The organism is Paraburkholderia sp. EG286B (genome assembly GCF_040965655.1).
Taxonomy (GTDB): domain Bacteria; phylum Pseudomonadota; class Gammaproteobacteria; order Burkholderiales; family Burkholderiaceae; genus Paraburkholderia.
Map to the genome: position 1 here is coordinate 288663 of NZ_JBFRCF010000006.1, position 19560 is coordinate 308222.

15 protein-coding genes are annotated in these 19560 nt (G+C 67.4%); 8 read left to right on the top strand and 7 right to left on the bottom strand.

Going from position 1 to position 19560, the window contains the following annotated elements; translation table 11 throughout:
- From AB4Y42_RS15460 to AB4Y42_RS15475, 4 genes are all read right to left on the bottom strand, one after another.
- Positions 1-3123, bottom strand: a complete 3123-nt coding sequence (locus AB4Y42_RS15460; RefSeq protein WP_368694659.1) for an MdtB/MuxB family multidrug efflux RND transporter permease subunit — start codon at positions 3121-3123, stop codon at positions 1-3.
- A 6-nt stretch (positions 3124-3129) separates the two neighbouring features.
- On the bottom strand, positions 3130-4494 hold the full coding sequence (locus AB4Y42_RS15465; protein ID WP_368686465.1) for an MdtA/MuxA family multidrug efflux RND transporter periplasmic adaptor subunit: 1365 nt from the start codon (positions 4492-4494) through the stop codon (positions 3130-3132).
- Positions 4495-4890: 396 nt separating this feature from the next.
- Complete coding sequence (locus AB4Y42_RS15470; protein ID WP_368694660.1) at positions 4891-5727, bottom strand: IclR family transcriptional regulator; 837 nt, start codon at positions 5725-5727, stop codon at positions 4891-4893.
- A 489-nt stretch (positions 5728-6216) separates the two neighbouring features.
- Positions 6217-7764 carry a class I adenylate-forming enzyme family protein gene (locus AB4Y42_RS15475; RefSeq protein WP_368694661.1) on the bottom strand — a complete coding sequence of 516 codons (1548 nt, stop codon included), beginning with the start codon at positions 7762-7764 and terminating at the stop codon, positions 6217-6219.
- 276 nt (positions 7765-8040) lie between these two features.
- On the opposite strand from AB4Y42_RS15475, the gene AB4Y42_RS15480 reads away from it, so the two are divergent.
- Both AB4Y42_RS15480 and AB4Y42_RS15485 read left to right on the top strand, forming a co-directional pair.
- The gene (locus AB4Y42_RS15480; RefSeq protein WP_368686462.1) at positions 8041-8958 is read left to right on the top strand and encodes a LysR family transcriptional regulator; all 918 of its coding nucleotides are present in this window, start codon (positions 8041-8043) and stop codon (positions 8956-8958) included.
- A 132-nt stretch (positions 8959-9090) separates the two neighbouring features.
- Complete coding sequence (locus tag AB4Y42_RS15485) at positions 9091-9840, top strand: SDR family oxidoreductase (protein ID WP_368686461.1); 750 nt, start codon at positions 9091-9093, stop codon at positions 9838-9840.
- Positions 9841-9909: 69 nt separating this feature from the next.
- Here the strand turns inward: AB4Y42_RS15485 and AB4Y42_RS15490 are convergent, their stop codons facing one another.
- A complete protein-coding gene (locus tag AB4Y42_RS15490) occupies positions 9910-11112 on the bottom strand; it encodes an ammonium transporter (protein WP_254314253.1) in 1203 nt (400 codons plus the stop codon).
- A 406-nt stretch (positions 11113-11518) separates the two neighbouring features.
- Here AB4Y42_RS15490 and AB4Y42_RS15495 point away from each other — a divergent pair, with 406 nt between their 5' ends.
- A complete protein-coding gene (locus AB4Y42_RS15495; RefSeq protein WP_368686460.1) occupies positions 11519-13309 on the top strand; it encodes an ATP-binding protein in 1791 nt (596 codons plus the stop codon).
- Between the two features lie 16 nt (positions 13310-13325).
- Here AB4Y42_RS15495 and AB4Y42_RS15500 read toward each other — a convergent pair whose 3' ends face one another.
- A complete protein-coding gene (locus AB4Y42_RS15500) occupies positions 13326-13655 on the bottom strand; it encodes a hypothetical protein (protein WP_368694662.1) in 330 nt (109 codons plus the stop codon).
- 145 nt (positions 13656-13800) lie between these two features.
- Entirely contained in the window at positions 13801-14382 is a 582-nt protein-coding gene (locus tag AB4Y42_RS15505; RefSeq protein WP_342920672.1) for a DJ-1/PfpI family protein, read from the bottom strand.
- A 59-nt stretch (positions 14383-14441) separates the two neighbouring features.
- Here AB4Y42_RS15505 and AB4Y42_RS15510 point away from each other — a divergent pair, with 59 nt between their 5' ends.
- The 5 genes from AB4Y42_RS15510 to AB4Y42_RS15530 all read left to right on the top strand — a co-directional run bounded on the left by AB4Y42_RS15510 (position 14442) and on the right by AB4Y42_RS15530 (position 19381).
- A complete protein-coding gene (locus AB4Y42_RS15510; RefSeq protein ID WP_368686458.1) occupies positions 14442-14978 on the top strand; it encodes a GNAT family N-acetyltransferase in 537 nt (178 codons plus the stop codon).
- Positions 14979-14980: 2 nt separating this feature from the next.
- Positions 14981-15439 (top strand): hypothetical protein, encoded by a 459-nt coding sequence (locus AB4Y42_RS15515; protein WP_368686457.1) that lies wholly within the window; start codon positions 14981-14983, stop codon positions 15437-15439.
- Positions 15440-15564: 125 nt separating this feature from the next.
- Entirely contained in the window at positions 15565-16020 is a 456-nt protein-coding gene (locus AB4Y42_RS15520; protein ID WP_368686456.1) for an Rrf2 family transcriptional regulator, read from the top strand.
- 105 nt (positions 16021-16125) lie between these two features.
- Positions 16126-16770, top strand: a complete 645-nt coding sequence (locus AB4Y42_RS15525) for an NAD(P)-dependent oxidoreductase (RefSeq protein WP_368694663.1) — start codon at positions 16126-16128, stop codon at positions 16768-16770.
- Positions 16771-17038: 268 nt separating this feature from the next.
- On the top strand, positions 17039-19381 hold the full coding sequence (locus tag AB4Y42_RS15530) for a mechanosensitive ion channel family protein (RefSeq protein WP_368694748.1): 2343 nt from the start codon (positions 17039-17041) through the stop codon (positions 19379-19381).
- The last annotated feature ends 179 nt before the right edge of the window (positions 19382-19560 follow it).

Sequence of the window (19560 nt, forward strand, 5' to 3'; positions counted from 1 at the left end):
TCAGCTCTCCGACGAAGACGACGCCGCGCCGTGCGAACCACCGCCGAAGCGCCGGCGCAGACGCTGCGCGATCCGGTCGAACGCGAGGTAGATCACCGGCGTCGTGAAGAGCGTGAGCGCCTGGCTCACGATCAGGCCGCCCGCGATCGCGATGCCGAGCGGCCGGCGCAGCTCGCTGCCCGCGCCGTAGCCGAGGATCAGCGGCACGGCGCCGAGCAGCGCCGCCATCGTCGTCATCATGATCGGCCGGAAGCGCAGCAGACACGCCTGGTAGATCGCCTCGCGCGGCGGCTTGCCTTCGTGGCGCTCGGCCTCGAGCGCGAAGTCGATCATCATGATGGCGTTCTTCTTCACGATGCCGATCAGCAGCACGATGCCGATGATGCCGATGATGTCGAGGTCGTGCCCGGTCAGGATCAGCGCGAGCAGCGCGCCGATCCCGGCCGACGGCAGCGTGGAGAGAATCGTGATCGGATGCACGAAGCTCTCGTACAGCACGCCGAGCACGATATACATCGTGACGATGGCCGCGAGGATCAGGAACAGCTCGTTGGACAGCGACGCCTGGAACGCGAGCGCCGCGCCCTGGAAGCGCGTCTGGAACGAGCCCGGCAGGCCGATGTCCTTTTCCGCCTGCTGGATCGCCTTGACCGCCGCGCCGAGCGAGGAGCCCTGCGCGAGGTTGAACGAGACCGTCGTGGCCGGGAACTGCGAGAGATGCGTGACGAGCAGCGGCGCGGGCCGCTCGTGGAACTTCGCGATGGCCGACAGCGGCACCTGGCCCGTGGTCGAGGTCGAAGAGGGCAGGTAGATCGAATTCAGCGCGTCGGTGTAGTGCCGCAGAACCGGATCGGCTTCGAGGATCACGCGGTACTGGTTCGACTGCGTGAAGATCGTCGAGATGATGCGCTGGCCGTAGGCGTCGTACAGCGCGTTGTCCACCGTCGCGGGCGTGATGCCGTAGCGCGCCGCGCTCGCGCGGTCGATCTCGATGAACACGGAGCTACCCTGGTCCTGCAGGTCGGTCGCCACATCCGCGAGTTCGGGCAGCTGCCTCAGGCGCTGCACGAGCTTCGGCACCCAGGTCGTGAAGTCCTGGATGTTCGGCGTGGTGAGCATGAACTGGTATTGCGTCGGGCTCACCGTCGAGTCGATCGTGAGGTCCTGCACCGGCTGCATATAGAGCGTCGCGCCCGGCACGTGGGCCACGCTCGTTTGCAGGTCGCGGATGATCTCGCTCGCCGTTTCGCTGCGGTCGTCGCGCGGCTTCAGGTTGATGAGCATGCGGCCGCTGTTGAGCGTGATGTTGGTGCCGTCCACGCCGATGAACGAGGTGAGGCTCTCCACGTTCTCGTTCTTGAGAATCTCCGCGGCGAGCGCCTGCTGGCGCTCGGCCATCGACGCATACGAGACCGATTGCGGCATCTGCGTGATGGCCTGGATCACGCCCGTGTCCTGCACGGGGAAGAAGCCCTTGGGCACGATCACGTAGAGAATGCCGGTGAGCACGAGCGTGATGAGGAACACGATCATCGTGAGGCGCTGGCGGGCGAGCACCCATTCGAGCGCCACGCCGTAGCGGCCGATCACGTAGTCGAAGAACGCATGCACGCGCGCCTCGAAGCGGTGGCTTTCGGGCGGCGGCGTGTGGCGCAGCATCTTCGCGCACATCATCGGCACGAGCGTGAGCGAGACCACGGCCGAGATCACGATCGTCACCGCGAGCGTGATGGCGAACTCGTGGAACAGGCGGCCCACCACGTCGCCCATGAAGAGCAGCGGGATCAGCACGGCGATCAGCGACACCGTCAGCGAGATGATGGTGAAGCCGATCTGCTTCGAACCCTTTAGCGCCGCGTCGAGCGGGGTGTCGCCCGCCTCCACGTAACGCGCGATGTTCTCGATCATGACGATGGCGTCGTCCACCACGAAGCCGGTCGCGATGGTGAGCGCCATCAACGACAGGTTGTCGAGCGAGAAGCCGCACAGGTACATGACCGCGAGCGTGCCGATCAGCGAGAGCGGCACCGAAAGGCTCGGAATGATCGTGGCGTAGATGTTCGCGAGGAACAGGTACATCACCAGCACCACGAGCACCACCGACATCAGCAGCTCGAACTGCACGTCGCGCACCGAGGCGCGGATCGTGGTGGTGCGGTCGGTGACGATCTGCACGTCGAGCGAAGAGGGCAGTGCTTCCTGCAGCTGCGGCAACAGCGCCTTGATGCTGTCCACCACCTGGATCACGTTCGCGCCCGGCTGGCGCTGCACGTTCAGGATGATCGCGGGCGTGCCGTCGGCCCATGCGCCGAGCTTGGTGTTTTCCGCGCCCTGCACGATGTTCGCGACGTCGGTGAGCATGACGGGGCGGCCGTTGCGGTAGGCGATCACGGCGTCTTTGTAAGCGTCCGCGTCGGTCAGCTGGTCGTTCGCGTTGATCGTGTAGGCGCGCGTGGGGCCGTCGAAGTTGCCCTTGGGCGTGTTGACGTTCAGGTTCGAAATGCTCGTGCGCAGGTCGTCGAGGTTCAGGCCGTAGGCCGCGAGCGCGCGCGGATTCGCCTGGATGCGCACGGCCGGGCGCTGGCCGCCCGAGAGGCTCACGAGGCCCACGCCCGCCACCTGCGAGATTTTCTGCGCGAGGCGGGTGTCGGCGAGATCCTGGATCTGCGTGAGCGGCAGCGTTTTCGAGGTGATCGCGAGCGTGAGGATCGGCGCGTCGGCGGGGTTGACCTTGGCGTAGATCGGCGGCGCGGGCAGGTCCGAGGGCAATAGGTTGCCGGCCGCGTTGATGGCGGCCTGCACCTCCTGTTCGGCGACGTCGAGCGGCAGGTCGAGGCTGAACTGGAGCGTGATGACCGAGGAGCCGGCCGAACTCTGCGACGACATCTGGTTGAGCGACGGCATCTGCCCGAACTGGCGTTCGAGCGGCGCGGTGACCGAGGACGTCATTACGTCCGGGCTCGCGCCCGGATAGAAGGTCTGCACCTGGATGGTCGGATAATCGACTTCGGGCAGCGCGGAAAGCGGCAGAAAGCGCAGCGCGACGAGGCCGACCAGCATGATCGCCGCCATGAGCAGCGCCGTGCCGACCGGCCGCAGGATAAAGGCGCGGGATGGATTCATGCTGGCTTACTGGGCTTGCGTCTGCGAGGCGTGGCGATGGCCATGACGCGCGCCCGAGGCCGCGCCGGCCCACGAGGCGCCTTGCGCGCCCGCGGCGCCCGACGCCCCCTTCGCGTGTTGCGGATGCTCGGCGGGAATCGTGATCTTCGCGCCTTCGCGCAGACGGTCGGAGCCGTCGGTCACCACGCGCTCGCCCACGGTGAGGCCCGATGCGATGCTGGTGCGCTCGGCATCGACGGGGCCGACCTTCACGAGCCGCACCGTGACCGTGTTGTCGGGCTTCGCGACATAGACGTACTGCCCCTGCGAGCCGTTGAGCACGGCCGATGTGGGCACGATCACGGCGTCGTGGATCGTATCGACGAGCAGGCGCGCATTCACGAACTGATTCGGAAAGAGCCCTTGTTCGTGGTTCGTGAAGCTCGCGCGCAGCTTGACGGTGCCCGTGGTGGTGTCGATCTGGTTGTCGATGGTCTGCAGCGAGCCGGCTTCGAGCATCGTCGTGTTGCTGCGGTCGTAGGCCGTGACCGACATTTTGGTGCCCGCGCGCAGCTGCTTCATGATGGGGGGCAGGTTGTCCTCCGAAGTCGTGAAGATCACGCTGATCGGCTCGAGCTGCGTGAGCACGACGATGCCGTTGGTGTCGCTGGGCGTCACGTAGTTGCCCGGATCGACCTGGCGCAGGCCCACGCGGCCCGAGACGGGTGCCGTGATGCGCGCGTAGGTGAGGTCGAGCTTGTAGGTATCGACGCTGGCCTGATCGGACTTGACGGTGCCCTCGTATTGCTTGACGAGTGAGGCCTGGGTGTCGACCTGCTGGCTCGCGATCGAGTCTTGCGAGAGCAGCGTCTGATAGCGCTTGAGGTCGAGGCGCGCCGTGGCGAGCAGCGCCTGGTCGCGGGCGAGCTGGCCTTCGGCGTTGGCGAGCGAGATCTGGTACGGGCGCGGGTCGATCTGCGCGAGCACGTCGCCCTTTTTCACCATCTGGCCTTCCTGGAAGTACACGTCCTGAAGCGTGCCGGATAGTTGTGTGCGCACCGTGATGTCGGCGAGCGGCGTGACCGTGCCGAGCGCGGTGATGACGATGGGCATGTCGCCGGCCTTCGCCGTGGCCACGCTCACGGGCTGCGGCATGTTGGCCATGGCGCCCGGACCGCCGCGACGCGCGTGCGCGCCGGCCGCCGGTGCGGCGTTGCCGCCCGAGAGCGCCTTGTTCCACGGCTGCCAGCGCGCGAGCACGATGCCGGCGATCACGATGACCACGCCCAGCGCGATGAACTTGCCCTTGCCGCGCCTCGCGGCGGCCGGAGCGGGGGACTGCGGCGTCGTGTCTTTACGGGGGGAATCCGGGCGCTTTTCTTGTTGATCCATCGGTCAGGTCGGTAACAGGTTCTCGAAGCGGGGTTCTCGAAGGCTCTTGGCGGAGCGCAATACAGGGGGCCGGCCGCGAAGCGCTCGCAGAAGCGCGCGCAGCAGCGCACGGCGCCGGCGCAGCGGGCGCGCGCCGATGCTACGCAGGCCGTGCGCAAGCAAGATGTCGGGACGCGCCGCGCTGCGGCCCGCATGCCGCGCCATGCGCTCACGGGCATGGAAGGCGTCGCTGGCGGCTGGGTGGCGTTACGGGCGAAGGGCGGCGGCGCTGGCCCTTGCCGCCAAAAAGCATGATGCTACGTTGCCCGCTTCGTTACAGTCCAGTGCCGTTTCTTTCGAGACGTTACGAGCGTTACACCCTTCGTGTGTTTTTGTAAGGCGCAGACGCTCGGGTTGTCAGGTCGCGTGGGGGAGGCGCAGGGCGCCGCCGATTTCGTCGACGACGCGCGCGACGCATTCGCGCATCAGCGGCACGACGTGGCTGACGAGCCACTCGCGCGGGCACTGCTGCGCGGCGCCGCCGCAGTTGATGGCGTAGATCTCGCCGTTGGGACCCGCGAACGCCGTGGCGATGGCGTTGAGCCCCTCGTACCACTCGCTGATCGCGAGGCCGTAGCCGTGGGCGGCGGTCTCGGCGAGCGCCGCGTCGAGCCGGCTGCCGAAGACGCCCCAGTCGTTGCCGGTCGAGGTCTGCAACGCGGCGGTGAGTTCGGCGCGCGCGTGCGGATCGAGAGCGGCGAGGTAGGCGCGCCCGACGGCGGTGCGGCCCATGTCGATGCGCGAGCCGACCTCGAGGCGCGTGACGAGCACGGCGGTGCGCGGGCGGATCGCGTCGATCACGACCATGTCCAGACGGTCGCGCACGGTCAGGTGCACCGAGAGCGCGGTGCGCTCGGCCAGCCGCGTGAGAAACGGCCGCGCCCGGCTGCGAATGTCGGAGTTGCGCAGGAAGCCGTTGGACAGCTCCAGTACCGACGAGGTGAGCACGAAGCGTTCGCTGTCGGGCAGCCGGGCGAGAAAGCCCGTGCTCACGAGCGTGCCCGTGAGGCGCGAAAGCGTGGGCTTGGGAATGCCGGTCAGCTCGGTCAGTTCGCGGTTGCTGAGCGGCGCGTCGGCGGCCGCGACGCAGCGCAGGACGGCAAGGCCGCGCGCGAGCGCGGTCACTTCGTCGGTGCCGCCGTCTTTATCTCGCGGAGGTTCATCAAGATGGCGCGAATCGGGTGCGGAAGTCATTGGCGGGACAATTTTCCGAAACAGGATTTCAGTTTTGAGATTTCGCGCGAGGCGTTACAAAGTCCGCGCGGCGTGCCGCGCGGTACGGTCGTTTGCGTTCGATCAACACGTCGCTCCCTAAATTAGGGTGCAAATTATCAGACGATTGTAATGGATGCCAGAAGCTCGACGATTGGCGCATTTTGGCGAGATTTTGCTTGACTTAGTCAGCATGTAGGTAAAAAATGGAACCCGATTTCGGCAATCCGCCTCGACCCCGCAACATTGCGGGGTTTTAATGTGCCTCGTGTTATGCAATTCGCATAATTGCGTATCTTTTTCCGATGGCACGGCGCATCCGAATACCGTCTCTCAGGTTCTAGCACGGCCCTCGGAATGGCTAGAACTTTTCAAGGCGCCACGTGCAAACGTGGCGCTTTTTTTTCCGCCCGGCTGCAAACAGGCAAACAGGCAAACGGGCAAACGGGCACTCCCGCGCCTGGCGGCCGGTCATGCAACCTCGCCGCGAAAACCCTCGCGCAACTCGCGCTTGAGCACCTTGCCGATCGGGCTGCGCGGCAGCGCGTCGACGATCACCACGTCGGCAAGTCGTTGCATCTTCCCCAATTGCCCGTTGGCCCAGTCGGCGAGCGCGTCGGCGGTCAATGGCGAAGCGCGCCGGAGCGTGACGAACGCCACCGGCGTTTCGCCCCAGCGTACCGACGGCACGCCGACCACTGCGGATTCAAGGACTTCGGGATGCCGGGCGAGCACCTGTTCCAGATCGCTCGGGTAGATGTTGAAGCCGCCCGAGATGATCATGTCCTTCTTGCGGTCCATCAGCACGAGGAAGCCGTCTGCGTCGAAGCGGCCGACATCCCCGGTCCGGATGAAGCGCCGGCCATCGCTGTCGTACCACTCGGCTTGCGCCGTCTTGTCCGGTTGCCGGTAGTAGCCGGTCATCATGGCTGGCGAACGCCCGACGATTTCACCCGCTTCCCCGGTGGCGACCTCGCGTCCGTCGGCATCGATCAGGCGCATTTCATGGCCGCTCAGCGGGCGGCCAACGGTGTGCAGCTTGTCGGGAAACTCGTCCGCGCAAAGCTCGCATGACGCGCCGCCTTCGGTCATGCCATAGAACTCGGTGAGCTTGCCGGGCCATCTGCGCAGGGCGTCCGCCTTGAGGGCCGCCGCGAACGGCGCACTCGTGCAGAACTTCGTGTGGAAACGGGACAGGTCGTAGCGATCGAAGTCCGGATGGCCGAGGATGCGCTGGTATTGCACCGGCACCAGCATGGTGTGCGTGACGTGCTTGCGCTCGGCAAGCTCGAGATACTGCTTCGCATCGAACTTCGGCATGAGGACAACCGTTCCACCGAGCGCCAGGGTCGGGAAGAAGCTCACCAGCGTGGTGTTCGAATAGAGGGGCGTCGCAATCAAGGTAACGCACTCCGGCCCGTATCCGCGCTCGAGGCTTCGCAGCGTATAGGCGTAGCGCATCGCGTGCGACTGGACGATCCCTTTGGGCGCGCCGGTCGTGCCGGACGAGTAAATGATGTTGAAGGCCCACTCCGGCCGGATCTCCACCTGCCGGGGCGCGGCGCCCACGGGCGCGAGCCAGGCATCGTATTGCCCGGCTGCACTGATGTCGATGACGCGCAGCGCTGGCGGCAGCGTGACGCCCGCGAGCAACTGGCGAACCGTGTCGTCGGCGAAGAGGATCTGCGCCCGCGAGTTCTCCAGCATGGCGACGAGGCTGTCCGGGTGCGTCGACGGCGACAGCGGGGCGACCGCGAGGCCCGCCCGAAGCGCGCCGAAGAAAACGGCGGCATATGGGATGGAACTCGACGCACAGATGGCAACGACGTCTTCGGGAGCCAGCCCGTCGCGCTGCAGCGCGGCAGTGCAGCGGTCGATCAGCGCATCGAGCGCGGCGAACGTGACCGTCTCGTCTTCGCAGACAATGGCCGCGCGCGCGCCGTGTTCCACCGTGCGTTGGCGAATCATGGCGGTCAAGTCGACGAACGGGGAGTCGGGTGACGGGGACTGCACGGACATGGCCTCATACCTCACTGGAAAGATGGCTTCGCGGTGGCGTGATGCGGTTCTCTTGCGCAATGGCCTCCCTTCTGATGGGCGCGCGGGCACGCTTCACGGTTTGTGAACGTGCGTTCGATTCTCGGGCGGGTCATTACGCGAGGCAACGACAATTTGTTGGACAGACCGTCAAGGCGACTTTGACAGTCTGCGCGCACGGCCGCGGCGTCATGTGATCCGACCCGCGCCGCATTTCTGCCATACCATCGCGTGATCACCCGTTCGATGGAGTCGCACATGCTCTCCGAAGAGGAACTGGCGTTGCTCGACGCCATCCGCGAAACCGGCAGCCTGTCGCGCGCGGCGGCACGCCTGAACAAGGCGCCTTCCACGATTTCGCACGCGGCGCGCCAACTCGAGGCGCGCTTCGACGCGCTGCTGTTCGACCGCCGGCGCTACCGGCTGCAACTCACTCCGGCCGGCCATCTGCTCGCCGAGGAGGCGAGCCGCCTGATGCAGGACGTGGCGCGCATGACGCAGCGCGTGCGGCAGGTCGCGAACGGCTGGGAAGACCGCTTGTGGATCGTCACCGACGAGATCGTCGAATTCGAATTGCTGATGCCAGTGATCCGCGACTTCGACGCGCTGCAGTCGGGGGTCAAGCTGCGTTTCACGCACGAGGTGCTCGCCGGCACCTGGGAGGCGCTGCGCGACGGCCGCGCCGATCTCATCGTCGGCGCGACCAACGAGCCGCCCGCCATCGACGGCCTGCACTGGTTCGAACTCGGCGTGGTGGAGTGGGCGTTCGCCGTGGCGCCGCGCCATCGGCTCGCACGCGAGCAGGCGCCGCTCACGCGCGAGCGTATGCTGGCCGAGCGCGGCGTGGCGGTCGGCGATTCGGCGCGGCTCACGCCGGGGCGCGGCTACGGGTTGTTCGGGGGGCAGGAGGTGCTGGCGGTGCCGTCGATGCGCGCGAAGATCCTCGCGCAGCGCGAGGGCCTCGGCGTCGGCTGGGTGCCGCGGCGGCGCGCCGCGAAGCTCATCGAGCGCGGCGAACTGGTGGAGAAGGTCACGGCGAATCCGCGCGAGCCGAACATGCTTTACGTGGCGTGGCGCGGCGAACACGTGGGGCGCGCACTGCAATGGTGGATCGACAGGCTGCGCGAACCGCGTCTTGCCAGGCGCCTCGTTGACGGGATCGAGGTCACGGGCTGAAGCCGGCTGCCCGCGCAAACGTTCGACGGCTTCGAACGTTTGCGCCAAAACCGTCGTACGGCAGAAAGCGCGCTGCCCGGCAATATGGCATCACAGTCTCAGATCGAGACTATCCCCTTCAAGGAGAACGTCATGAACCGCTTTGCAAACAAAACTGTCCTCGTCACCGGCGGAACCAGCGGCATCGGCCTCGCGGCCGCGCAAGCCTACGCCGCCGAAGGCGCGCACGTCATCGTCACGGGCCGCGACGAAGCCGGTCTCGAAGCCGCTCGGCGCGCGCTCGGCGCGAACGCACACGCATGGCGCAACGACGCGGCCTCGATCACCGGCGCGCGCGAACTGGCCGCCGCCGTGCGCGACGCCGGCCTGCGCCTCGACGCGGTGTTCGTCAACGCGGGCGTGGCGAAGCTCGCGCCGTTCGAGCAAGTGGACGAAGCGCTCTGGGATGTCACCTTCGACACCAACGTGAAGGGCGCTTACTTCCAGATTCAGGCGCTCCTGCCAGTGCTCAACGACGGTGCGGCCATCGTGCTCAACGGCTCGATCAACGCCCATATCGGCATGCCCACTTCGTCGGTGTATGCGGCGAGCAAGGCCGCGCTGATCTCGTTCGCCAAGACGCTTTCGGCCGAACTGCTGCCGCGCGGCATTCGCGTGAACGTCGTGAGCCCCGGTCCCGTGAAGACGCCGCTCTACAACAAGTTCGGCATGGATGCCGCCACGCTCGCGGCGGCCGAGGAATCGATTCGTGGGCTGGTGCCGCTCAAGCGCTTTGCAACGGTGGAGGAGATCGCTTCGACCGTGCTGCATCTGAGCGCGGCCGAATCGGCCTTCATGATCGGCACCGAAGTGATCGTCGCCGGCGGCATGGGCCAGCTTTGATGGCTAGTTAGTGATGCGTGCGGCGTGCGGGCGGCAGGGCGCCGCCCGCATGAGCGTGTTGCGCACCGGTCAGGAAACCGTTTCGCGTTCCGGGGTGGCCGTGATCTTGTGGATCGACAGGTCGGTGCCGTTGAATTCCTGTTCGCGATCGATGCGCAGGCCGACGAATTTGCGCAACAGTCCGTACACCACGAGGCCGCCGAGGAAGGCGATCACGATGCCTGCAAGCGTGCCGACGATCTGCGCGCCGAGCGAGACGCCGCCCAGCCCGCCGAGCCAGCGCTGGCCGAAAATGCCTGCGGCGATGCCGCCCCATGCGCCGCACAGGCCGTGCAGGGGCCACACCCCGAGCACATCGTCGATGCGCCAGCGGTTCTGCACGCAGGTGAACATATAGACGAACAGCGCGCCGGCCACCGCCCCCGTCACTAGCGCGCCGAGCGGATGCATGATGTCCGAGCCCGCGCACACGGCCACGAGCCCCGCGAGCGGCCCGTTGTAGGTGAAGCCCGGATCGTTGCGGCCCGCGAACCACGCGGCGAGCGTGCCGCCCACCATCGCCATGAGCGAGTTGACGGCGACGAGACCGCTGATCTTGTCGATGGTCTGCGCGCTCATCACGTTGAAGCCGAACCAGCCCACCGCGAGCACCCACGCGCCGAGCGCGAGGAACGGGATGTTCGAAGGCGGATGCGCGGCGATGCGGCCGTCACGCGTATAGCGCCCGTGGCGCGGCCCGAGCAGCAGCACGGCCGGCAGCGCGATCCAGCCGCCGAACGCGTGGACGACCACCGAACCCGCGAAGTCATGGAACGGCACGCCGAACACGTGCGTCATCGCATCTTCGAAACCGAGGCGGTTGTTCCACACCATCCCCTCGAAGAACGGGTAGATGAAGCCGACGATCACGAAGGTCGCGAACAGCTGCGGATTGAACTTCGAGCGCTCGGCGATGCCGCCCGACACGATGGCCGGAATGGCCGCCGCGAAGGTGAGCAGGAAGAAGAAGCGCACGAGCGCGTAGCCGTTGTGCTCGGCGAGCACGTCGGCGTGCGAGAAGAACTGCACGCCGTAGGCGAGCGTATAGCCGATGAAGAAGTAGGCGATCGTCGAAATCGAAAAATCGACGAGGATCTTGACGAGCGCATTGACCTGGTTCTTCTTGCGCACGGTGCCGAGTTCGAGAAACGCGAACCCCGCGTGCATGGCGAGCACCATGGCGGCACCCAGCAGCAGAAATAGCGTGTCGGTGCCGGTTTTTAGATTGTCCATCTGGCGTACCCAGTTTGCCCAAAATGGGCGCATAGTGAGCAAGATGCGGGCCAGCTTCGGCGCCAAACTGGTGAATTAGCGGCCGCAACAGGCGTCAAGCCGGTGCGGCCGTGCACCGATGCGGAAAAATAGTCGATACCGTGTCGTCAGAGCGCGTGCTGGGATCTGGGGCACATGCACCATGTTTCGGCACAAACTCGGGCCTGCGCGCAAAGGTGGGGAAATCGCGCGCCAGAATAGGGCGATTGATTCGATTTTCCTTTCCGGATCAACGGATTGTCGGCTAATCGAAATAATCTCGCGTTTTCGTGAAGGATAAACTTCGGGCGCACATAGGGCGCAAACGCCGACATAATGGCCAGATTGCCACCTCACGCACGTCCGGTCGCCCGGTACTCGCCACGCAATGCGCCTCACGACCAAAGGGCTTCTGCTGATCGCGATTCCCGCCGTATTCGAACTGAGCCTGCTGTCGGCCATCGTGAAGGCCGAGACCGACGCCGCCGCCGCGGAGCGTTGGGGCCAGCACAGCCAGGCCGTGCTGGCGCAGGCTTCGCGCGTGCTCGAACCGGTGCTGGTCGAGTCGGTCAAGTTGCGCGGTGCGGTGGCGGCCAACGACACGAGCTACGCCACACCGGTTTCGATGTGGATGGACGTGGACCGCCGCATCGACCGGCTCGTCGATCTCGTCTCCGATAATCCCTCGCAGGTCGAGCGCGCCGTGCAGATCCGTTACGCCGTGCAGAACTATCGTCAATGGTCGGACCGCGTGCAGGACCTGTTGCGCTCGGGTCGGCGCGCCGACCTCGCCGAGCGCTTTCGCGCGCTGATGGCCGCCGACGTGCTGGACCGCGTGCGCACGCAGATCGTCTCGCTACAGACCGAGGAGCGCCGCCTCGACGTGTTGCGGGTGTCCGCCGCCGAAGCGGCGCGCGCCCAGCAGCAGACGCTCGTGATGACGGCCGTGCTCGGCTCGATCGTGCTGGTCGCGCTTGCCGTCTGGGTGTTTACGCGCGGCGTGCGCGGGCGGCTCGATGCGCTGTCCGACAACGCGAACCGGCTGGCCGCGAACGAGCCGCTCACGCCGCTCACGGCGGGCAGCGACGAAATCGCCGAACTCGACCTGACGCTGCACCAGATCAGCCACCGGCTGATCGAAGCCGAGCGGCTGCGCCTCGGTTTTCAGGCGGACCTCGCGCGGCGCGCGGACCAGCTCGCGCGCATCAACGAAAACCTGCGCCAGCAGACGCAGGAAAACGAGATGTTCATCCACGGCGTGTCGCACGATCTGCGCGCGCCGCTCGTGAACCTGCAGGGCTTCTCGCGTGAGCTCAATCACGCATGCAACGACCTGCGCGAGCGCATCGCCCATTCTTCGCTCTCGCCGCAGGCGCGCGCGCGCATCGAGCGGACCATCAACGAGGACATCGGCGAGGCCCTGCGCTATCTGCAAACGGCCGTGCTGCGCGCATCGCACATCATCGACGCGCTGCTGCGGCTCGCGCGCGTGGGGCGCGTGGAGTACCGGCGACAGCGCGTGAGCGTGCAGGAGCTGGTGCAGCGCGTGGTCGACGCGATGCACGCCTCGATCCGCGCACGCGGCGCGCAGGTGAGCGTGCAAACGCTGCCCGACGTATGGGGCGACCCGACGGCGCTCGAGCAGGTGTTTGCAAACCTGATCGGCAACGCGCTGAACTATCTCGATCCGGCGCGCGACGGGCGCGTCGAGATCGGCACGGCTCATGCCCCGCCGGGCGTGGAGTCGCTGCAGATTTTCTATGTGCGCGACAACGGGCTCGGCATCCCCGAGGTGGGCCTGCCGCGGCTCTTTCAGGCGTTCCAGCGCATGCACGGCAACGTGGCGGCGGGCGAGGGCATCGGGCTCGCGCTCGTGCGCCGCGTGGTCGAGCGGCACGGTGGGCGCGTCTGGGTGGAGTCGACGGAAGGCGAGGGGACGACGTTCTATCTGTCGCTGCCCGATGCGCTTGCAGTCGCGCCGCCGTTGCCCGGCGACGCGGAACAGATCATCAGCGCGCTCGAACGCGCGGAGCGTTCGGAAGCTTCGCCCGGTGGCCTGGCAGGATATGCTGCCGGCGATGGCGCGGGCGGCGCGGGTGGTGCGAACCCGAAGGGCAGCGTGCGAAGCGAATTGCGGACGGCACCCGCCACGGCGTTGCGACCACCGGCGGGCGCTTAGCCCCCCAGACCAGCGCTCAGCACGGGCTGAAGATGCGCCGCGGCTTGAGCAGGCGGCTCGCGCGAAACGTCCAGATGGCGCCCACGCCAGCGAGCGCCAGCGCGATGGCCAGCATGGTGTGATGACTGATGGCGATGCCGAACGGCTCGCCCAGCGGCAAGGCGAAGCTGCGCACGAGCATGAGCAGCGCGGCCCACAGCGCGAACGCGCCCAGCAGGAGCAGACGCGTGCCGTGCACGTGGCGCGCGCGGTCGCTCAAGCCGCCTTTGCGGCCGCCGCGCCTGCAAAAGAAGAGGATCGCCGCCAGGGCGACCGCGAGTATCACCAGCCAGTCGGTTAGCTCCACGACACGCACTCCGTACTCCAGAACAAGTGGCGGCTATTCTGGCCAGCGGGGCGTTGCGGTGATATCGGACCAGTCCGAATTGGCGGCCGGCGCGCGCCGCGCCCCGTGCGAAACGGGGGCGACGTGCGACAGTATCAGCGCTCGCTCACGGCTCGATGCGCGTGCCGAGGAGCGCGAGGAACTGGCGCAGCCACTCGGGATGGGCGGGCCACGCCGGCGCGGTGACGAAGGGCGCGTCCGTCACGGCGCTGTCGATGGCGATGTCGGCGTATTCGCCGCCCGCGAGCCGCACCTCGGGCGCGCACGCCGGATAGGCCGAAATGCGCTTGCCGCGGATCACCTCGGCCGCGGCGAGCAGCTGGGCCGCATGGCAGATCGCCGCGATGGGCTTGTTCGCGTGGGCGAAGTGACGCACCATCTCGATGACCTTCGGGTCGAGACGCAGGTATTCGGGCGCGCGGCCCCCCGCAATGGCGAGCGCGTCGTAGCTGGCGGCGTCGATTTCGTCGAAGGTCGCGTTGAGCGCGAACTGGTGCCCCGGCTTTTCGGTGTAGGTCTGGTCGCCCTCGAAGTCGTGGATGGCGGTCTTCACGCGCTCGCCGGCCTTCTTGCCGGGGCACACGGCGTCGACGCGGTGGCCGACGGCCTGCAGCGCCTGGAACGGCACCATCGTTTCATAGTCTTCGGCAAAATCGCCGGTGAGGAACAGGATCTTCTTGACGGCCATCGTTTGTCTCCAGAGGTGGACGGTGGAACAGATCGTGCGCGTGGGCAGTCTACTCCATCATGTTTGACGATTTCGCAAAGCGCGGCGTCGCGGGCGACGCACTGCAAACCATCGACTGGCGGCGCTACGTGCCGGGCCGCGATGCGAGCGCGCTGGCCGCCTTGTTTCGCGCGTCCGTGACCACGCTCGCGGCCTCGCGCTACGACGCGGCGCAGCGCAGCGCGTGGGCCGCGGCCGCCGACGATCTCGCGGACTTCGACGCGCGCCTGGCACGCGGCGTCACGCTCGTGGCGCACTGTGACGGCGCGGCGGCGGCGTTCGGGCAGCTCTTTCCGCTCGATCACGTCGAGATGCTTTACGTCGCGCCGGCGTGGTCGCGCCGCGGCCTCGCGACGGCGATGCTGGCGCGGCTCGAAGCGCTCGCGCGCGAGGCGCGCTCGACGGTGTTGAGCGCCGATGCGAGCGCGGTGTCGCGGCCGGTCTTCGAGCGCGCGGGCTTTTCGCTGATTTCGTCAGAAACGGTGTTGCGCGACGGCGTATCATTGCCGCGTTTTCATCTATGCAAGCCGCTTCATGCGGCGAATTTTTCAGGATGACCATGTATTCGAAGGTTTCGACGCAAAGGCTCACGCTTGCCTCCCTGCTCGTGTGTGCGGCGCTCGCCGCCGGCTGTAACAAGCACGACGCTTCCGCACCCGATCTGGGCAAGCAGTCCGCCGACGCCGTGAAGCAGGCCACCCAGGACGCCGCCAGCCAGGCCGCGCAGCAGGCGGCGCAAACGCTCGACAAGGCCGCGAGCTTCGTGAACCAGCAACTCGGTGCAGCGCAGCAGAAGCTCGATTCGGCGGCCTCGCAAGGTCAGCAGGCGAGCGCGTCCACGGCCGAGCTGGCTTCGGCGGCGCAGGGCCAGCTGCGCGGCGCGGCAAGCACGGCGCAAGCCTTGCTCGGGCAGGCCGCCGCGGCCACCGGCACCGGTTTGACGAGTGCGGGACACTCGTTGCAACGCTGGGCGAGCAACGCCGCCGCGTCGGCGCCGGCATCGGATGCCGGGAAGTAAGGCCGCAGCCGTGCGGCCCTCGGCTCACGACTTGACGCTACGAATTAATGTAATTATGATGGTTACACTTTTTGGCGCAGGGGGTTCGCACCATTCGCGCGCCGCTCAGCAGTGGCAGGTTCGCCGTGAATACGAGTAGCCGTTTCGCTTTTGCCGTTCACGTGCTCGCGCTGCTGGCGCAGCAGGAGGGCGTGCCGCTGTCGTCGGAGATCATCGCGGGCAGCGTGAACACGAATCCCGCGCTGATTCGCCGGCTCCTGTCGATGCTTGCCGGCGCGGGCCTCACGACGTCGCAACTGGGCGCGGGCGGTGGCGCGCTGCTGGCGCGCGAGCCGCAGGCAATCACGCTGCTCGACGTCTACCACGCGGTCGACGACGCGCAGTTGTTCGCCATGCACCGCGAGGAGCCGAATCCGGCCTGCCTCGTCGGGCGTCATATCCAGCAGACGCTGCGCGGCGTGATCGACGATGCACAGCGCGCCATGGAGGCGTCGCTCGCCACCCGCACGCTCGCGGACGTCGTCGACGACATGGCGCGCAGCGAGCGCAAGCTCGAACGCGCGCGGGCGCGGCGAGCCTGAGCGGGTTGCGCGCAACCAGAGTCATCAGCGGGGCATTGCCCCGTTTTTTCGCCCCTCAAATGTAACTTCGTTAGTTACATAAATACGGAAAACAGGAGTCAGTTCATGAGCAAGACGCTGAAAATCGCCCTCTTTGGCGCAACGGGCATGGTCGGTTCGCGCATCGCCGCCGAAGCGGCGCGCCGCGGCCACGAGGTGAGCGCGCTGGTGCGCCAGCCGGAACGCGTGGCGGCCGCACCGAACGTCCACGCGGCGAAGGCCGATCTGCTCGACGCGGCGAGCATCGCCGCCGCGGTGCGCGGCCACGATGTAGTGGCGAGCGCCTACGCGCCGCCCAAGGATCAGCTCGACGACCTGCTGGTCGCGAGCCGCGCGCTCGTGGACGGCGTGCGCGCTGCAGGGCTCAAGCGTCTCGTGGTGGTGGGCGGCGCCGGTTCGCTGGAAGTCGCGCCCGGCAAGCAGCTCGTCGATACCGCGGGCTTCCCCGACGCCTACAAGGCGATCGCGCTCGCCCATCGCGAGGCGTTCGACTACTACCGCACGGTCACCGACATCGACTGGACCTTCTTTGCGCCGGCCGCGATCATCGCACCCGGCGAGCGCACGGGCACGTTCCGCACGGGCGCCAATACGCTGATCGCCGATGCGAAGGGCGAGAGCCGCATTTCGGCCGAGGACTACGCGATCGCCTTCGTCGACGAACTGGAGCAGGGCCGCTTTATTCGTCAGATCACAACGGTGGCCTACTGAGGCGCGCCCCGCGCGCTGACAAACTGTTACGCACGCGCGAGGCGCGGCGAGGTGGAGTGCGGCTAAACTGGAACGTCCTGTTTTTTGCCCCTCCGCCATGAATTCCAGCATCGGACGCGATGGCGCGGGCGCCGGGCCGTCGCGCATGCGCTTCGGACCGGCGGATCGTGCACTTCTTTCGCGCGCCGCGCCGGCGCGCCGGTGTGTACGCGCGTTCCTGCGCGCGCTCATGCTCCTCGCATGCCTCGCGGCGTGCCTCGCCATGCCCATGCGGGCCGCCGCCCAGGCCGCGCCGGCGCCCGTGCTGCCGGTGCTCAAGAGCATCATCACCGGGGCGCCGGCGGCGGCCTCGGGGGCTTCTGCGGCCGAGGCGGCCTCGGCGCCGTCAGCGGCGAGCCAGGCCGAGTTCACGCGCTCGCTCGACAGCGTCATTACTACGCTCGACAACGAGCGCCAGCGCACCGCGCTCCTGAATCAGCTCAAGAAGCTGCGCAGCGCATCGCAAAACGTGGCGCCCGCGCCCGCTTCGGGCGCGGCGGCGAACTCGCCGGGGCTGCTGGGCGCGATCGCATCCGGGCTCGCCTCGGTCGAGGCGGACGCGCGCCGCGGCCGCAGTCCGTTTCACTACTGGGCGGGGCGCTTCAGGGCAGCCGGCGTCGAGCTTTACGACATCGCCTCGGGCGGGGAGGGCGAAAGCCTCGGCCGCATCGTGTTCGATCTGTTCGCCATGCTGGCCGGCTGGGGCGCGTGCGCCGCGGTGCTGCGCTGGATCGAGCGGCGGCTGCTCAGGCGTTTCGATGTCGAGACCGGCCTGCGGCCCGATCCGCGCACCATCGATCTGCTGATTTTCGTCGTGCATCGTGCGGCGCCATGGATCGTGGCGTTCCTTGGCGCGCTCGTGGTCGAGCGTTCGCTGCCGGACGCGCTCGGGCGCACGCTCGCGCTCGTGATCGCGTACGCGATCGTCGCGGGCGCGGTGTTCTCGTCGATCTGCCTGATCATGTTTTCGCTGTTCGGCTCGGGGCACCGGCGCGCGGCCGTGCGCCTCCTGATCGCGCGCTCGCGCCGGCTGCTCTTTGCGATCGGCGTGCTGGCCGCGCTCGGCGACGCCGCGACCAATTTCGAAGTCGCGCGCCAGTTGGGCGCGAACCTGGCCGCCCTTGTCAGCACCGCCGCGAACATGGCGGCCGCGGTGTTGACGGTGATGTTCGCCTTTGGCTTCCGGCGGCCGGTCGCGCATCTGATCCGCAACCGCAGCTATTCGCTGCGCCACGGCCACAAGGCGCTCACCGAAGTCCTCGACGTGCTCGCCTCGCTCTGGCAACTGCCGATGCTGCTGCTCGCCGGCGCTTCGATCGTTGCGACGTTTGGCGGCATCGGCAGCCGCGACGACGTGCTGCAGATCTCGGTGGTCTCCGCGCTCCTGCTCGTGCTCGCGTTCTTCCTCTCGGCGGTCGTGCTGCGCATCACGCGGCCGAACCCCGCGCGCGTGCGGCGGCGCTCGCCGTATCTGCGGCGCCTGTTGCGCTTTGCCGGCACGCTGCTCGTGGTGTTCATCTGGTTCGCGTATTTCGAATCGTGCGCGCGCCTCTGGGACATTTCGCTCGCCGCGATCATCGAGGCGAGCGTGGCCGCGCGCGGCATCGCGCACGCCATTTTCGCGATCGTGTCGACGGTGTTTCTCGCCTGGCTCGTCTGGATCACGGTCGATACTGCGATTCTCGAAGCGCTCAATCCGAGCGGTCCGCGCACCAAGGGCCGCGCGCCCAGCACGCGCGCGCGCACCATGCTGCCGCTCGTGCGCAATGCGGTGCTCGTGACGATCCTCACCATCACCGGCATCGTCACCGCGGCGAATCTCGGCATCAACGTCACGCCGCTGCTCGCCGGCGCTGGCGTGATCGGTCTTGCCATCGGCTTTGGCGCGCAGTCGCTGGTGGCCGACCTCATCACCGGTCTGTTCATCATCATCGAGGAGACGATTTCGGTGGGCGACTGGATCGACATCGACAACGGCCATGCGGGCACAGTCGAGCATCTGTCGATCCGCACCGTGCGGCTGCGCGACGGGCAGGGCGCGATCCACGCGATTCCGTTCTCGCAGATCAAGATCGTGAAGAACCTCTCGCGCGATTTCGCGTTCGCCGTGTTCGAGGTGCGCGTGCCGTTCTCGGTCGATCTCGATACGGTCACGCGGATGATTCGCGAGACCGGCGCGGAACTCGTGGCCGACTTCCGCTATCGTCGCGAGATACTCGGGCCCGTGGAAGTGTGGGGACTTGACCGGTTCGACCCGAACTGGATGGTCGTGAAAGGGCAGATCAAGACGCGGCCGCTGCAGCAGTGGAGCGTGGCGCGTGCGTTCAATGCGCGCCTGAAGCGCCACATGGACGAGGCCGGCATCGAGATGCCGGTGCCGCAGATGCAGGTGCACATGTCCTCGCGCAGCGGCGATGTCGTGGAGCCGCATGGTCATCCGCATCCGTCTGGCGTGCACGTGGGGGGCGGCGTCGCGCGCGATGCCTCGCACGAGCCGCGGCCCGCGCCGCCGCCGACGGCGGGCCCCGAGGGCGCGCCGCCGCAGATTCCCACCGCGGGCAGCCGCGGCTGAACGGCTGCGCCGCTCAGGCCGACTCAAATCACCTTGTCGCGCCGCAGTTGCGTGAGCGCCGGGCGGTTGCGCGGCGGCGTTGCTCGGTCAGCTTGTGCTTTCGTTCGGTATGCTGATGATTGGCGATATCGTGTCGGCCAGGCAATGCGGCGCGCTCCCCAATCAACGAGGGCGCACGG

Coding starts and splice junctions, on each gene's coding strand:
- AB4Y42_RS15510 (WP_368686458.1), top strand. CDS start 14,442: ATGTTTGACGATTTCGCAAAGCGCGGCGTCGCGGGCGACGCACTGCAA.
- AB4Y42_RS15475 (WP_368694661.1), bottom strand. CDS start 7,764: ATGTCCGTGCAGTCCCCGTCACCCGACTCCCCGTTCGTCGACTTGACC.
- AB4Y42_RS15480 (WP_368686462.1), top strand. CDS start 8,041: ATGCTCTCCGAAGAGGAACTGGCGTTGCTCGACGCCATCCGCGAAACC.
- AB4Y42_RS15485 (WP_368686461.1), top strand. CDS start 9,091: ATGAACCGCTTTGCAAACAAAACTGTCCTCGTCACCGGCGGAACCAGC.
- AB4Y42_RS15525 (WP_368694663.1), top strand. CDS start 16,126: ATGAGCAAGACGCTGAAAATCGCCCTCTTTGGCGCAACGGGCATGGTC.
- AB4Y42_RS15460 (WP_368694659.1), bottom strand. CDS start 3,123: ATGAATCCATCCCGCGCCTTTATCCTGCGGCCGGTCGGCACGGCGCTG.
- AB4Y42_RS15490 (WP_254314253.1), bottom strand. CDS start 11,112: ATGGACAATCTAAAAACCGGCACCGACACGCTATTTCTGCTGCTGGGT.
- AB4Y42_RS15505 (WP_342920672.1), bottom strand. CDS start 14,382: ATGGCCGTCAAGAAGATCCTGTTCCTCACCGGCGATTTTGCCGAAGAC.
- AB4Y42_RS15530 (WP_368694748.1), top strand. CDS start 17,039: ATGCGGGCCGCCGCCCAGGCCGCGCCGGCGCCCGTGCTGCCGGTGCTC.
- AB4Y42_RS15470 (WP_368694660.1), bottom strand. CDS start 5,727: ATGACTTCCGCACCCGATTCGCGCCATCTTGATGAACCTCCGCGAGAT.
- AB4Y42_RS15465 (WP_368686465.1), bottom strand. CDS start 4,494: ATGGATCAACAAGAAAAGCGCCCGGATTCCCCCCGTAAAGACACGACG.
- AB4Y42_RS15515 (WP_368686457.1), top strand. CDS start 14,981: ATGTATTCGAAGGTTTCGACGCAAAGGCTCACGCTTGCCTCCCTGCTC.
- AB4Y42_RS15495 (WP_368686460.1), top strand. CDS start 11,519: ATGCGCCTCACGACCAAAGGGCTTCTGCTGATCGCGATTCCCGCCGTA.